The organism is Kitasatospora sp. NPDC054939, from assembly GCF_053610105.1.
On record NZ_JBSGXP010000001.1, the window covers coordinates 172,461 to 186,617 of the forward strand.

The window sequence follows — 14,157 nt, forward strand, 5'->3', positions numbered from 1 at the left end:
CCAAGTCCGCTGGTTCGGAACGGTGTTCACCGGCGGTCGGCGCCCGGTGGACGGGTCGAGGATAGCGGTGGGGGCGGGCCCGGAGGTGAACGGCGCTACGGCTTGGGCTTGGGCAGGCCCTGCGGGTTGATCTCGGACGACTGGAGGGCCTCGTTGTCCAGGCCCCAGCGCTTGAGCACCTGGCCGTACGTGCCGTTCTTGATGATCTCCCCGATGGCCCCGTGCAGCGCCTTGACCAGGCCGTTGTCCTTCTTGGTGGTCGCCGCGATCTTGCCGAGGACGTCCGCGCCGCCACCCGAGTAGGTGCCGATCACCTCGGTCTCGCCGGTCTGCGCACCGTGGAAGGCGAGCGTCGGGTTGGGGCCGAGGTAGGCGTCGATCCGGCCGGAGGACAGCGCCAGGTAGTAGTCGGCGGAGTTCTGGAAGTACTTGATGTCGGTGGCCTTGAGGCCGTTCTTCACGTTCTGCTCGCTCCAGGAGACCAGCAGCTTCTCCTGGTTGGTGCCGGAGGTTACGGCGATCGTCTTCCCCGCGACGTCCGGCGGGCCCGAGACCTTCCAGCCGCTGCCCTTCTTGGCCTCGAAGCCGAGGATGTCCAGGCGGTAGGTGGCGAAGTCGTACTTCTCCTTGCGGGCCTCGGTGACGGTGATGTTGGAGATGCCGACGTCGTACTTGCCGCTGTCCAGGCCGACGAAGATGTTCTCCCAGGAGACCGGGTTGAACTCCACCTTGAGGCCGAGCACGTTGGCGATCAGCTCGGCGATGTCGGGCTCCACACCGATGACGGTCTTGTCGTCGTTGGCGTAGAAGTCCAGCGGTGGTGTGGTCCCGATGGAGTTGGTGACGGTGAGCGTGCCTCTCTTCCTGATCTCCTCCGGGACGAGCGCGGCGATCGCGTCCACCTTGGGCGTGGTGATGCGGTTCTGCTGGGGCGTCAGGTTGACCGTGATGCCGTTCGGGGCGGTGCTGCCCTTGGCGGGCGCGGCGGTCGAGGCGTTCGGGGAGCTGCTGCAGGCGGCGGTCAGGGACAGTGCGGCGAGGGCGGCGGCGGAGGCCAGCAGGGCGCGGCGGGGTAGGGACACGGCGGTGCTCCTTCGGGTTCGATTCGGTTCGGTTCGGTTCGGAGGGTGGGCGCGGGGGCGCGGGGGTGCTCCGGGCTTCCGGGTTCCGCGGCTCAGAGGACCTTGGCGAGGAAGGCCCGGGTCCGTTCGTGCTGCGGGTCGTCCAGGACGGCCTCCGGCGGGCCCTGCTCGACGACCACGCCGCCGTCCATGAAGACCACCGTGTCGGCGACCTCACGGGCGAAGCCGATCTCGTGGGTGACCACGACCATGGTGGTCCCGGTGCCGGCGAGGTCCTTGATGACGTCCAGCACCTCGCCGACCAGCTCGGGGTCGAGGGCCGAGGTGGGCTCGTCGAACAGCAGCACCTTCGGCTCCAGGGCCAGCGCCCGGGCGATCGCCACCCGCTGCTGCTGGCCGCCGGAGAGCTGGCGCGGGTAGGCGCCCGCCTTGTCGGAGAGGCCGACCCGGGCGAGCAGGCCCAGGGCGGCCTTGCGGGCCTCGGCCTTGGGCCGGCGCAGCGCGCTGATCGGGGCCTCGACCAGGTTCTCCAGCACGGTGAGGTGCGGGAAGAGGTTGAAGTTCTGAAAGACGAAGCCGATCCCGGTGCGCTGGCGCAGCACCTCGCGCTCCTTCAGCTCGTACAGCCGGTCGCCGGAGCGCCGGTAGCCGATCAGCTCGCCGTCGATGGCGACGAAGCCGCGGTCGAGCTTCTCCAGGTGGTTGATCGCCCTCAGCAGGGTGGACTTGCCGGAGCCGGACGGGCCGAGCACCACCGTCACCGAGCCGGCCGGGACGTCCAGGTCGACCCCGCGCAGCACGGCGAGCGGGCCGAAGCTCTTGTGCACGCCCCTGACCTGCACCATCGGTTCCGCGGTCGTTGTGGTCATGGACGTCCTCCGGTGGTCTCGGTGCGGCTCGGCGGGGTGCGGCGGGTGTCCTGCAGGTGCCGGGCGAAGGTCCGGACGCGCTGCAGCGGGGTGGGCGGCGGGGTGCGGCTGCTGCCGCGGGCGAAGTACCGCTCGACGTAGTACTGGCCGATCGAGAGGACGGTGGTCAGCACCACGTACCAGACGGTGGCGACCATCAGCAGCGGGACCACCCGGCCGGTGCGGCCGTAGATCACCTGCACCTGGTAGAAGAGCTCGCCCAGGGCCATCACGTAGACCACCGAGGTGGACTTGAACAGCGAGATGACCTCGTTGGCGGCGGCCGGCAGGATGCCGCGCATCGCCTGCGGCAGCACGATCCGCCAGGCCTGGCGCCACCGCGGGATGCCGAGCGCGGCGGCGGCCTCCAGCTGCCCGGTCTCCACGGCCACGATCCCGCCGCGGATCACCTCGGCGGCGTACGCGGCCTGGTGCAGCGCGAGCCCGATCACGGCGGCCCCGAGCGCGCCGAGCACGCCCATCGTCTCGAACTCCACGAAGACCGGGCCGAACGGGACGCCCAGGCCGATGTGCTTGTAGAGGTAGGAGAGGTTGAACCAGAAGACCAGCTGCACGATCAGCGGGATGGAGCGGAACGCCCAGACGTACGCCCAGGCGATGGTCTGCAGGACGGCGCTGCGCGACAGCCGCATCGCGGCGACCACCGCGCCGAGCAGGAAGCCCAGCGCCGTGCCGTAGAGGGTGAGTTCGAGGGTGAGGCGGACGGCCTTCAGGATGGTGTCGGTGGCGAAGAAGGCGCGGAAGGTCGGCCAGTCCCAGCCGGGGTTGGTGGCCAGCCCGTGGGCGAACTGCAGCACCAGGACGGCGGCGGCCAGGCCGGCCGCCCAGCGCCAGGGGTACCGGGCGCGGACGACCTTCAGCCCGTCGAGGGCGTCGAGTCCGCCGGCGGCGGTGGGGCGGGTGCGGCCCGGCGGTCTCACCGGGGCGTCCGGTCCGGGGGTGGTGACGGTCATGGCGGGATTCCTCCGTTGCGGCCCTGACAGAGGGGAAGGGACGGGGCCTGGCTGCGGCTCACGCGTGCTCGGGCGGGCTGATCCTCGACTCCTCGATCGCCGACTCGGCGACCCCCCACTTGCGCAGGATCCGCTGGTACGTGCCGTCCTTGATCAGCTGGTTGACGGCGGCCTGGAAGGCGGGGGTGAGCGGCGACTCCTTCTTGAACGCGAAGCCGACGTCGAGGCGCTTGAACTCGCCGAGGAAGCGGGTGCCCGCCGCCTCCTGGGCGGCCTGGTGGCGCAGCCCGTTGATGGTCGACATCACCACGTCGACCCGGCCCTGCTGGAGCGCGGTCAGCACGGCCCCGTTGTCGCTGAACGCCCGGACCTCGTACGGCTTCCTGCCCGCGTCGGTGCAGACGTTCCTGCGGGTGTTCAGGGTGGTCTCGAAGGTGGTGCCGGCGCCGGTGCCGACGGTCAGCCCGCAGAGCTGGGCGAGGTCCTTCACCGGCTGGACGGAGGTGTTGTCCTTCTTGACCGCGAAGCCCTGGCCGTCGTTGATGTAGGTGACGAAGTCGATGGTCTTCAACCGGGCGGTGGTCACCCCGAAGTTGCCGGTGCCGACGTCGTACTTGCCGCTGCCGAGGGCGGGCAGGATGGTCTCGAAGGCGGCCTCCTCGCGCTGCACGGTCAGCCCGAGGAGCCTGGCCACCGCATCGGTGAAGTCGATGTCGATGCCGGCGGCCTTCTTGGTCGCCTGGTCGGGGTAGAAGGCGGCGGGCGGCGAGGCGATGGACGAGCCGAACCGGACCACGCCGGCCTTGCGGACGTCCTCCGGCAGCAGCGCGGCGGCGGCCTCGGACTTCGCGAGGCCGGAGACGACGTCCTGGCCCGCCGCGGCGACGGCCGGGTTGGCCGAGCCGTTCTGCGACGGCAGCTGCGGGTCCGACCCGCACGCGGCCAGGACCAGGGCCAGGGCCGGGAGCAGGGCGGTGGCCGCGAACCGGCGGCGGACGGTGGTCGCTCTCACGGGGGGTGCCTTTCGCAGGGGTGTGCGCGTACAGGGGGTGCGGTGCTCGGGGTGGTGCGTTCGGACGGGGCGGTGCGCGGGAACGGTGCGGGCGGGGCGGTCGGGACGGTGCGCGGGACCCGGGGTCAGTCCGGCAGGTGCTTCTCGAACGGCAGCGGGCCGACCGTCGCCGGGTCCGCGGTGACGTCGAACAGCGGGGCGTAGCCGTTGGCCAGGTAGAGGGCCCGGGCCTCCGGCTGCCGGGGCCCGGTGGTGAGGTACAGCCGGGTGTAGCCGGCCGTGCGGGCCGCCCGCTCCAGCTCGGCCAGGACCCGGCTGCCCAGGCCGCGCCGGCGGTGCGCCGAGTGCGTCCACATCCGCTTCACCTCGGCCGTCCCGGGGTCGCGGTACATGTAGGCGCCGCCGGCCACGGGTGCGCCGTCCTCCAGCAGGAGCAGCAGCAGGCCGGTCGGCTCGGCGAAGGCGGAGCCCGGGTAGCGGGCCATCTCGTCGCGCCCCTGCGGCCCGTACCGGGTGACGTACTCCTGCGTCAGCTCGCGCAGCAGCGGTTCGGCCAACGGGTCGTCGATGGCCACCCGGCGGACCTCGATCTCCAGTTCTACGGGCATGGCGGACCTTTCGGGCGGCTCGGTGCGGCGCGCCGCGGACCGCCGCGACCGGGGCGGGGCCGGACGGCGGTGGGGCACGGCGGGCGGGGCACAGGGGCATGGCACGGCGGGGCGGACGGCTGCGGGCAGGCCGCAGGGCGCGCAGACGGGCGCGTCGGGGCGTACGTGACGGTGGAACTGCCGGAGTGCAGTGGCGGGGAGGAGGCGGAGGCGTGCGCCGGAGGGTCCGTCCGGTCAGGACGGTCCGCGGCCCGCGACGGGGCACCGAGGGAGGAGTCCCCGACGAAGGGGAGGGCCGGCCGGGCCGCCCGCTACCGGGTCAGCCGCAACACGCCGCGGACCACACTCGACCGAAGTCGATGTGGTCGCGGGTGACCAGGGGCTGCTCGGCGTACATGGCCCCAGTTGAGCAGTGCGGGCCGCACCGCGTCAACCGTCCTCCATTGCCGCACTGTTGCGATCTCCTGTCGCCCCTGTACGGTCAACCGCGCCTCAACAGCCCCGCCCCGCACCACTCTTGACAGCCGGCGATCGCGCATGCGTACGATCGCCCCGGAGTGAGTGCAGTGCCCGGCCGCGTTGAGGGACGCCCGCCGGCGCAGCGGAGGCCCCCGGGCCGCCCGCCGTACGTGACAGCGCCCGTACGCCCCCGCCTCGCCGCTTGGAGCCCTCCCCATGGCCACCCCGCAGGACGTCCTGCCCGCACCCGCCCCGACCGGCGCCGCCCGCCGCACCGCCCCCGGCTCCGGCGCCCCCGCCGGCCTCCCCGACGCCGGGGCCCCGATCGTCGCCCGCCGCCGCCCCGGCCAGTGGATCGCCGCCGCGGTCGCCCTGCTGCTGGCCGCCATGGCGGTCAACTCGGTGATCCGCAACGACGCGTTCCAGTGGGACGTGGTGGCCCAGTGGTTCACCGCCGCCTCGGTGCTCGACGGGCTGGCGCTCACCCTCTGGCTGACCGCCGCCACCCTGGGACTCGGCTTCGTCCTGGGCACGGTGCTCGCCACCATGCGGATGTCGGGCAACCCGGTGCTGCGCACGCTCGCCTGGGTGTACATCTGGATCTTCCGCTCCACCCCCGCCCTGGTGCAGCTGCTGTTCTTCTTCAACATCGGCGCGCTCTACCCGACGCTCGGCCTCGGCATCCCGTTCGGCCCGGAGTTCGTCACCGTCAGGACCGTCAACCTCTTCGGGCCGACCCTCACCGCCGTCATCGGGCTGACCCTGCTGGAGGCCGCGTACGCCGCCGAGGTGGTGCGCGGCGGCCTGCTCTCCGTCGACCGGGGGCAGTTGGAGGCCGCCCAGGCGCTCGGGCTCGGCCGGTGGCGGGTGCTGCGCCGGATCGTCGTCCCGCAGGCGATGCGCTCGATCGTGCCGACCGCCGGCAACATGCTGATCAGCGCGCTCAAGGGCACCAGCATCATCAGCGTGCTGGCCGTCTCCGACCTGCTCTACTCGGTGCAGCTGGTCTACCTGCAGACCTACCAGGTCATCCCGATGCTCACGGTCGCCACCATCTGGTACATCGTGGTCACCACGGTGCTCTCGATCGGCCAGTACTACGTCGAGCGCCACTACGCCAAGGGCGCCACCCGCGAGGGCCTGCCGCCCACTCCCCTGCAGCGGGCCCGCGCCTCCTGGGAGCGGCTGCGCACCCGCGCCGCCGCCGACAACACCGACGACGTCGTCGCCACCGCCGCGAAGGCCGCCCGATGAGCACCCTGCTGATCGCCGGGGCCGGCCCCCGGGCCACCGGGCTGCTGGAGCGGATCGCCGCCAACGCCGCCGAACTGCTCCCCCCCGACCGGCCGTTGCACATCCACCTGGTCGACCCGTACCCGCCCGGCGGCGGCCGGATCTGGCGCCACGCGCAGTCCCCGCTGCTGCGGATGAACTCGATGGCCGAGGACGTCACCATGTTCACCGACGAGCGGTCCACCGTCGAGGGGCCGGTCCGCCCCGGCCCCTCGCTGGCCGAATGGGCCGCCCGGATGGAGGAGTTCGCCCCGCACCGACCGGTCGACGACCCCGCCGTCCGGGCGGAGCTGCGCACCCTCGCGCCGACCGACTTCCCCACCCGGCGGGCCCAGAGCGCCTACCTGGACTGGGTGTTCCGCCGCGCGGTGGCCGACCTGCCGCCGCACGTCACGGTAGCCGTCCACCGCGACACCGTGCTCCGCGTCGAGGGGCCCGCCGACGGGCCGCAGGCCGTCCACCTCGGCGGTGGGCGGGTGCTCACCGCCGACCACGTCACCCTCGCCCTGGGCCACCTCGGCTCCCGCACCGACCCCCGGTACGCCGCCGACGCCGACTTCGCCGCCCGGCACGGCCGCTTCCACCTGCCGCCCGCCTTCTCCGCCGACGCCGACCTCGACGGGATCGCCCCCGGCGAGCACCTGGTGCTGCGCGGCTTCGGCCTGGCCTTCGTCGACCTGCTCTCGCTGCTCACCGAGGGCCGCGGCGGCCGGTACGAGGAGGGCCCGGACGGCCTGCGCTACCTGCCCTCCGGGCGCGAGCCGGTCGTCCACGTCGGCTCGCGGCGCGGGGTGCCGTACCACTCCAAGACCGGGTACCGGCTGCAGGGGCCGCCCGCCCCGCTCCCCCGCTACTTCGACGCGGCCGCCGTCGACGCCGTACTGGCCCGCCCGGGCCCGCTCGAACTGCGGCGCGACTTCTGGCCGTTGATGGCCAAGGACATCGGCTTCGGGCACTACCACGAGCTGTTCCACGCCCACCCGGACCGCACCGCGCTGCCCTGGGCGGAGTTCCTCGCGGCGTACGACCGCCTCGACTGGTACTCCCCCGAACTGGCCGAACTGGTCGCCGGGGCCGTCCCCGACCCGGCCGACCGGCTCGACCTCGAACGGCTCGACCACCCGCTGGAGGGCCTGCGGCTGGACTCCGCCGAGGAGCTCCAGCAGCATCTGCGCGCCTACATCACCGCCGACGCCGACCGCCGCGCCGACCCCGCCCACAGCGCCGACCTCGGCGCCTTCCTCGCCCTGCTCTCGCTCTTCGTCCAGCTGCCCCGGGTGACCGCGTCCGGCCGGCTCACCGCCCGCTCGGTCGCCGAGGAGGTCGACGGCTGGTTCTTCGGCTACTTCAGCTACCTCGCCTCCGGCCCGCCCGGCTTCAGGCTGCGCCAGCTGCTCGCCCTCGCCGAGGCCGGGGTGCTGCGCTTCCTGGGCGCCGGGATCACCGTCGAACGCGACGAGGCCGCCGGCACCTGGCGGGCCGGCGGGGCCACCGTGCCCGGCCGCACCGTCGAGGCCACCGCACTGGTCGAGGCGTACCTGCCCCGGCACGTCCTGGACCGCACCCTCGACCCGCTGCTGGCGGCGCTGCACCGGGCCGGGCGGATCACCGAGGAGGTGGTCGCCGACCCCGGGTACGCCCACCGCTCCGGCCTGGTCACCATCGACCCCGCCGACAGCCGGATCCTCGACCCCGCGCTCGGCGGCGCCCCGCACCCGCGCCGCACCGCGCTCGGCCCGCACACCAGCCTCCGGGCCGCCGCCGCGTTCGCCCGGCCGCGCACCGACGCCCCCGGCTTCCGCCAGAACGACGCCGCCGCCCGCGCCCTGCTGCGCGACCTGGCCGCGCTCGGCGGGGCCGCCCCGGCGGCGGAGGCCGACCCGCGCGCCGCCTGAGCCCCGCGCCGGCCCGCCGTCCGGCCCCGCGCCCCCGGCCCGTACGCCCGCCCGGTCCGGGGGGATGCCGCAGGTGGAAGGATGGGTGTGCGGACCCGCGACGGCGCGGGGCCGGGACGAGCCGGAGGAACGCAGCCATGGCCAAGCAGGCGCCGCAGAGCGACCCGGCGCAGGACGCCCCCGAGGTGTCCGCGCCCCAGCACGCCGCGGCCGGGCTGCCCGCCGTCGGCCACAGCCTGCGGATGGCCGCCGAACAGATGGGCGCCCGCCGCACGCTGGCCACACTGCGCAAGGTCAACCAGCCGGACGGCTTCGACTGCCCCGGCTGCGCCTGGCCGGAGCCGGGGAAGACGCACACCGCCGAGTTCTGCGAGAACGGTGCCAAGGCGGTCGCCGAGGAGGCCACCGAGCGGCGGATCCGGGCCGAGTTCTTCGCCGCCCATCCGGTCGCCGAACTGGCCGAGCGCTCCGGCTACTGGCTCGGCCAGCAGGGCCGGCTCACCCAGCCGATGCTGCTGGACGAGGGCGCCGCGCACTACACGCCGATCTCCTGGGACGACGCCTTCGCGCTGATCGCCGAGGAGCTGCGCGCCCTGGACACCCCGGACGGCGCCGCCTTCTACACCTCCGGCCGGACCAGCAACGAGGCCGCCTTCGCCTACCAGCTGTTCGCCCGCCGGCTGGGCACCAACAACCTGCCGGACTGCTCCAACATGTGCCACGAGTCGTCCGGTTCGGCGCTCACCGAGACGCTGGGCGTGGGCAAGGGCAGCGTCAGCCTGAAGGACCTCCACCAGGCCGACCTGATCATCGTGGCGGGCCAGAACCCGGGCACCAACCACCCCCGGATGCTCTCCGCACTGGAGCGGGCCAAGCGGGCCGGCGCGTCGATCGTCAGCGTCAACCCGCTGCCGGAGGCCGGGCTGGAGCGGTTCAAGAACCCGCAGCACGCCCGCGGGCTGGTCGGGCACGGCACCAAGCTGACCGATCTGTTCCTGCAGATCCGGCTCGGCGGGGACCTCGCACTGTTCCGGGCCCTCAACCGGATGATCCTCGAACGGGACGGCGTCGACCGGGAGTTCGTCGACGAGCACTGCCACGGCTTCGAGGAGTTCGCGGCCGAGGTCCGGGGCACCGACCGGGAAGAGGTGCTGGCCGCCACCGGGCTGCCGTGGGAGCAGATCGAGGAGCTCGGCCGGCTGGTCCTCGCCTCCCGGAAGATCATCGTCTGCTGGGCGATGGGCCTGACCCAGCACAAGCACGCCGTGCCGACCATCCGCGAGGTGGTCAACTTCCTGCTGCTGCGCGGCAACGTCGGCCGGCCCGGCGCCGGGGTCTGCCCGGTGCGCGGGCACAGCAACGTGCAGGGCGACCGGACGATGGGCATCTTCGAGCGGCCCACCGCGGGCTTCCTGGACGCGCTGGGCAAGGAGTTCGGGTTCGAGCCGCCGCGCGAGCACGGCCTCGACTCGGTGGACACCATCCGGGCGATGCGCGACGGCCGGATCGGGGTGTTCTTCGCGATGGGCGGCAACTTCGTCGCCGCCACCCCGGACACCGCGGTGACCGAGGCCGCGATGCGCCGCTGCCGCCTGACCGTGCACGTCTCCACCAAGCTGAACCGCTCGCACGTGGTCACCGGCGCCCGCGCGCTGATCCTGCCCACCCTCGGCCGCACCGACCGGGACGTCACCGCGCACGGCGCCCAGTTCGTCAGCGTCGAGGACTCGATGGGCCAGGTGCACTCCTCGCGCGGCGGCCTGCGCCCGCCCGCCCCGGGGCTGCTGTCCGAGACGGCGATCGTCTGCCGGCTGGCCCGCGCCGCGCTCGGCCCGCAGGACACCGTGCCGTGGGAGGACTTCGCCGCCGACTACGACACCCTGCGGGACCGGATCGCCCGGGTCGTCCCCGGCTTCGAGGACTACAACGAGAAGGTCCGCCGCCCGGGCGGCTTCACCCTGCCGCACGGCCCGCGCGACTCGCGGACCTTCCCCACCGCGACCGGCCGGGCGAACTTCACGGTCAACCCGCTCACCGCGCCCGAGGTCCCGGCGGGCCGGCTGCTGCTGCAGACCCTGCGCTCGCACGACCAGTACAACACCACGATCTACGGCCTCGACGACCGCTACCGCGGCATCCGCGGCGGGCGCCGGGTGGTCCTGGTGAACCCCGCCGACGCCGCCGAGCTGGGCCTGGCCGACGGCGGCTACGTCGACCTGGTCGGCGAGTGGCGGGACGGCGTGGAGCGCCGCGCCCCGCACTTCCGGGTGGTCCACTACCCGGTGGCCCGGGGCGGCGCGGCGGCGTACTACCCGGAGACCAACGTGCTGGTCCCGCTGGACTCGACCGCGGACGTCAGCAACACCCCGACCTCCAAGGCCGTGGTGGTGCGCTTCGAGCCGGACAGCGGCGCGGACGCCGTCTAGCACCCGTCACCGGGTGCGGGCCGGCCGGCCCGCACCCGGTGCGCGGTCAGTTCTGGCCGGGCGGCAGCGTGCTCGGCGTGCCGGTGCCGGACGGCGACTGCGAACCGGTACCGGTGGGCGCCGGGCTGCCGGTGCCGGTGGCCGGGTCGGTCGGGGTGCCGGTGCCGGTGGGCGTCGGGTTGCCGGTGCCGGACGGGTCGGGCGTACCGGTCGGGGTGCCCGTCGGCGTACCGGTCGGGGTCCCGGTGGGCGTGCCCGTGCCCGGGTCGGTCGGGGTGCCGGTCCCCGGGCCGGTCGGCGTCGCCGGACCGGTCGGCACGGGCGTGCCGGGGGTGGGGGCCGGGGTGCCCGGCTCCGGGGTGCCCGGGGCGGGGGCGGGAACGGGCGGGCGCTGGTCCTGCGGGATCGGCGCGATCGGGGTGGCGGCGTTCCAGTTCGCCGGCAGGTCGGGCACCTTCCAGGCGCCGCCGGCCTCGTCCGCCGCGGTCTCCGGGTCGGGCCGGACCGCGCCGAGGATCGGGTTGCCGCCGACCGGGGCGACCCGGATCACGGTGCCCGGCCGGGGCGCGTGCACGACCAGCCCGCCGCCGATGTACATCGCGACGTGGGTGGCGCCCTCGAAGTAGATGACCAGGTCGCCGGGGCGCAGCTGGTTCAGCGGGATCCGCTTGAGCTGGGCCCACTGCTCCTGGCTGGTGCGCGGGATGGGCTTGCCGGCGTGCAGCCAGGCCTGCGAGGTGAGGCCGGAGCAGTCGAAGGAGTCCGGCCCGGCGCCGCCCCACAGGTACGGCTTGTTGAGCTGGGCCAGGGCATAGGCGACGGCGCCGCGCCCGGCCAGTGACGGGGTGCGCTCGCCCTTGCCGAGGACGCCGGAGGCCAGGAAGGCGAGCTGGGCCTCGTCGGCCTTGGCCTTCTCCAGCTTCTCCAGCTCGGAGCGCTGGGCGCCGGTGAGCGAGGAGACCAGCTGCTCGACGGCGGCGAGGTCCTTGGCGACCTGCGCCTTGGCGGCGTCCTGCTGGACCACCAGCGCCTGGGAGGCGCGGACGGCCTCGTCGTTCTGCTGCTGCAGTACGTGGAGCGCGTCGCGGTCGGCCTTGAGCTTGTCCAGGAACTCCGACTGCGAGCGGCTGGCGGCGCTGAGCAGCTCGGCGATGTGGACGGCCTCGTACGGGCTCTCGGCGAGCAGCAGTTCGGCGTAGGCGGAGGCGGAGCCGTTGCGGTACTGGGCGGCGGCGAGCTGCGCGGCGATGTCGGTGCCGGCGTCGACGGACTTCTGCTGCCGCTCGACCTTGGCCGTGAGCTCGGCGGCCTGCGCCTGCTGGTCGGCGAGCCGGGCCACGGTGCCGTTGTACTGCTCGGTGGCGGCCTCGGCGCTCTTGTACAGCGTGTGCAGCTGGTCGAGCAGCGGGCCGAGGGTGGCCTTGGCGGCGGCGAGCGGGTCGTCGCCGGGCGAGGCGGTGGGCGCGGTGACGCCCGGGCCGGCGCCCGGTTCCGGGGCGGCCCAGGCCGCCTGGGTGGCCAGCGGGAGGGCGAGTGCGGCGGCCGCGAGGACGGCTCCGCAGCGCAGGGCGGCCCGCACCCACGGTCGTATCCCCGGCTCCGTGTGCTGCGCTGCCCCGCCCATGGGTGTGCCCTCCCCCTCCTGCGGATCCTCCGATGACCCGCAGACCTCCGCCGATCCTGCCATGACCCCGCCGGTGCGAGACAGACCGCACCCCCACTGCGGGGTTAATTCTCAGGTTCGGCCGGCGCGGCGGTCGGCGCGGCGGTCGGCGCGGCGGCCGGCGGCGTTGTGAGACAGCTCTCACCAAACCGCCCTGAATCCGGACGTTCTCCGCTAATGTCCAGCTCAGCGGCCCCGACGCCACCTCCCGGCAAGGCTGCGGACACCCCTCGGACACGGTCGGAACCACGATTCCCGATCCAGTTCACCTTCCGTTCACCGAGCGTCCCTACCGTCGCGCTCGACACCAACGTCAGTGCGACAACTACGACGATTGTTTGGGTATGGAACACATCTCGTTCCTGGTGGCCGTTGTGATCATCACGGCGCTCGCCTTCGACTTCACCAACGGGTTCCACGACACCGCCAACGCGATGGCCACCTCCATCGCCACCGGAGCCCTTCGGCCCAAGGTCGCGGTCACCATCGCGGCCGTCCTGAACTTCGCGGGCGCCTTCCTCTCCGTGAAGGTCGCCACCACCATCTCCGGCGGCATCGTCAACGAGAAGACCGGCATCCAGCCGTCGATCATCTTCGCCGCCCTCGTCGGAGCGATTCTCTGGAATCTGCTCACCTGGCTGAAGGGCCTGCCCTCCAGCTCCTCGCACGCGCTGTACGGCGGTCTGATCGGCGCCACCGTGGTCGGTGTCGGCGTGAACGGCGTCAACTTCGACACCGTCGTCTCCAAGATCCTGATCCCGGCCGTCGCCTCCCCGCTGGTCGCGGGCCTGGCCGCCTGGGGTGCCACCAAGCTGGCGTTCGCGATCACCCGCCGCACCGACGGCGAGACCGCGAGCAAGGGCTTCAAGACCGGCCAGATCTTCTCCTCCTCGCTGATCTCGCTGGCCCACGGCACCAACGACGCCCAGAAGACGATGGGCATCATCACCCTGACGCTGGTCTCGGTCGGCGCCCTGCCCAAGGGCGCGCTGCCCCCCAGCTGGGTCATCGTCTCGGCCGGTGCGGCCATCGCCATCGGCACCTACATGGGCGGCTGGCGGATCATCCGCTCGATGGGCAAGGGCCTGGCCGACATCCGCCCGGCGCAGGGCTTCTCCTCCGAGTCCGCCGCCGCGACGGTCATCCTGACCTCCTCGCACATGGGCTTCGGCCTCTCCACCACCCAGGTCTGCTCCGGCGGCATCATGGGCGCCGGCCTCGGCGGCCCGAAGGGCCAGCTGCGCTGGAGCCTGGTCCGCCGCATGGTCTACACCTGGGGCCTGACCCTGCCCGCCGCCGCCACGGTGTCCGGTGTCGCCGCGTTCATCGCCGGCCAGGGCAACTGGGGCGTGGCCGTGGTGGGTGCCGCGCTGGTGGCCGGCTCGGGCGCGATGTGGGTGATCTCCCGCCGCCAGCCGGTCGGCGCCCACAACGTCAACGACGACGACGTCGACGTCACCCCGGTGGAGGTGGCCCAGGCCGCCGGCACCGCCCCCACCCCCGCCTCGACCACCGTCGCGGCCTGAGCGCCGTCGGCTGAGGAGCCATCCCCATGCACATCAAGTGGAACGCCCTGGCCCAGACCGCCGGCGTCAGCTTCGGCGTCACCCTCGCGGTGGTCGTGGTCTTCGCCATCGGCATCGTGGCGCTCTCCCGCCGGGAGGCGGCCGTGGCCGCCCGCTCGGAGGAGTCCGGGACGGCCGGCGGCGCGGCCGGCCTGCCGGCCCTGGTCGGCGCGTACACCTGCTTCGCCGCCTGCGCGGCGGCGGTGCTCTTCGGGCTGTACATGATCGCCAGCAAGTAGGCATGCGGCGAAGGGCCCGGGAGCGGATCACCG

Annotated in this window: 11 protein-coding genes; 5 read left to right on the forward strand and 6 right to left on the reverse strand. The window is 73.7% G+C overall.

The features are described from left to right. Positions 1-95: 95 nt before the first annotated feature. From ACWGB8_RS00700 to ACWGB8_RS00720, 5 genes are all read right to left on the reverse strand, one after another. A complete protein-coding gene (locus tag ACWGB8_RS00700) occupies positions 96-1,082 on the reverse strand; it encodes an ABC transporter substrate-binding protein (protein ID WP_452208804.1) in 987 nt (328 codons plus the stop codon). Between the two features lie 92 nt (positions 1,083-1,174). Next, positions 1,175-1,951, reverse strand: coding sequence for an amino acid ABC transporter ATP-binding protein (locus ACWGB8_RS00705; protein ID WP_452208805.1), 777 nt, complete (start codon positions 1,949-1,951; stop codon positions 1,175-1,177). Then, positions 1,948-2,964, reverse strand: coding sequence for an amino acid ABC transporter permease (locus ACWGB8_RS00710; RefSeq protein ID WP_452208807.1), 1,017 nt, complete (start codon positions 2,962-2,964; stop codon positions 1,948-1,950). The genes ACWGB8_RS00705 and ACWGB8_RS00710 overlap by 4 nt, the downstream gene beginning before the upstream one ends. A gap of 58 nt (positions 2,965-3,022) precedes the next feature. Then, positions 3,023-3,976, reverse strand: a complete 954-nt coding sequence (locus ACWGB8_RS00715; RefSeq protein ID WP_452208808.1) for an ABC transporter substrate-binding protein — start codon at positions 3,974-3,976, stop codon at positions 3,023-3,025. Positions 3,977-4,101: 125 nt separating this feature from the next. Then, positions 4,102-4,584 (reverse strand): GNAT family N-acetyltransferase, encoded by a 483-nt coding sequence (locus tag ACWGB8_RS00720; RefSeq protein WP_452208810.1) that lies wholly within the window; start codon positions 4,582-4,584, stop codon positions 4,102-4,104. A gap of 675 nt (positions 4,585-5,259) precedes the next feature. On the opposite strand from ACWGB8_RS00720, the gene ACWGB8_RS00725 reads away from it, so the two are divergent. The 3 genes from ACWGB8_RS00725 to ACWGB8_RS00735 all read left to right on the forward strand — a co-directional run bounded on the left by ACWGB8_RS00725 (position 5,260) and on the right by ACWGB8_RS00735 (position 10,657). Further along, positions 5,260-6,297: an amino acid ABC transporter permease gene (locus ACWGB8_RS00725; protein ID WP_452208812.1), complete on the forward strand. Its 1,038-nt coding sequence runs from the start codon at positions 5,260-5,262 to the stop codon at positions 6,295-6,297. Beyond that, a complete protein-coding gene (locus ACWGB8_RS00730) occupies positions 6,294-8,231 on the forward strand; it encodes an FAD/NAD(P)-binding protein (protein WP_452208814.1) in 1,938 nt (645 codons plus the stop codon). Before ACWGB8_RS00725 ends, ACWGB8_RS00730 begins: the two co-directional genes overlap by 4 nt. A gap of 137 nt (positions 8,232-8,368) precedes the next feature. Beyond that, a complete protein-coding gene (locus ACWGB8_RS00735) occupies positions 8,369-10,657 on the forward strand; it encodes an FdhF/YdeP family oxidoreductase (RefSeq protein WP_452208816.1) in 2,289 nt (762 codons plus the stop codon). A 46-nt stretch (positions 10,658-10,703) separates the two neighbouring features. On the opposite strand, the gene ACWGB8_RS00740 is transcribed toward ACWGB8_RS00735, so the two are convergent. Further along, positions 10,704-12,281 carry an NlpC/P60 family protein gene (locus ACWGB8_RS00740; RefSeq protein WP_452208818.1) on the reverse strand — a complete coding sequence of 526 codons (1,578 nt, stop codon included), beginning with the start codon at positions 12,279-12,281 and terminating at the stop codon, positions 10,704-10,706. A gap of 383 nt (positions 12,282-12,664) precedes the next feature. On the opposite strand from ACWGB8_RS00740, the gene ACWGB8_RS00745 reads away from it, so the two are divergent. Both ACWGB8_RS00745 and ACWGB8_RS00750 read left to right on the forward strand, forming a co-directional pair. Beyond that, entirely contained in the window at positions 12,665-13,846 is a 1,182-nt protein-coding gene (locus ACWGB8_RS00745; protein ID WP_452208820.1) for an anion permease, read from the forward strand. Positions 13,847-13,872: 26 nt separating this feature from the next. After that, the gene (locus tag ACWGB8_RS00750; RefSeq protein ID WP_452208822.1) at positions 13,873-14,124 is read left to right on the forward strand and encodes a hypothetical protein; all 252 of its coding nucleotides are present in this window, start codon (positions 13,873-13,875) and stop codon (positions 14,122-14,124) included. Positions 14,125-14,157: the final 33 nt, after the last annotated feature.

What these genes read in the sequence shown, in the direction of transcription:
- ACWGB8_RS00705 (WP_452208805.1), bottom strand. Translation starts at nt 1,951, where the DNA reads ATGACCACAACGACCGCGGAACCGATGGTGCAGGTCAGGGGCGTGCAC.
- ACWGB8_RS00710 (WP_452208807.1), bottom strand. Translation starts at nt 2,964, where the DNA reads ATGACCGTCACCACCCCCGGACCGGACGCCCCGGTGAGACCGCCGGGC.
- ACWGB8_RS00720 (WP_452208810.1), bottom strand. Translation starts at nt 4,584, where the DNA reads ATGCCCGTAGAACTGGAGATCGAGGTCCGCCGGGTGGCCATCGACGAC.
- ACWGB8_RS00725 (WP_452208812.1), top strand. Translation starts at nt 5,260, where the DNA reads ATGGCCACCCCGCAGGACGTCCTGCCCGCACCCGCCCCGACCGGCGCC.
- ACWGB8_RS00730 (WP_452208814.1), top strand. Translation starts at nt 6,294, where the DNA reads ATGAGCACCCTGCTGATCGCCGGGGCCGGCCCCCGGGCCACCGGGCTG.
- ACWGB8_RS00735 (WP_452208816.1), top strand. Translation starts at nt 8,369, where the DNA reads ATGGCCAAGCAGGCGCCGCAGAGCGACCCGGCGCAGGACGCCCCCGAG.
- ACWGB8_RS00740 (WP_452208818.1), bottom strand. Translation starts at nt 12,281, where the DNA reads ATGGGCGGGGCAGCGCAGCACACGGAGCCGGGGATACGACCGTGGGTG.
- ACWGB8_RS00745 (WP_452208820.1), top strand. Translation starts at nt 12,665, where the DNA reads ATGGAACACATCTCGTTCCTGGTGGCCGTTGTGATCATCACGGCGCTC.
- ACWGB8_RS00750 (WP_452208822.1), top strand. Translation starts at nt 13,873, where the DNA reads ATGCACATCAAGTGGAACGCCCTGGCCCAGACCGCCGGCGTCAGCTTC.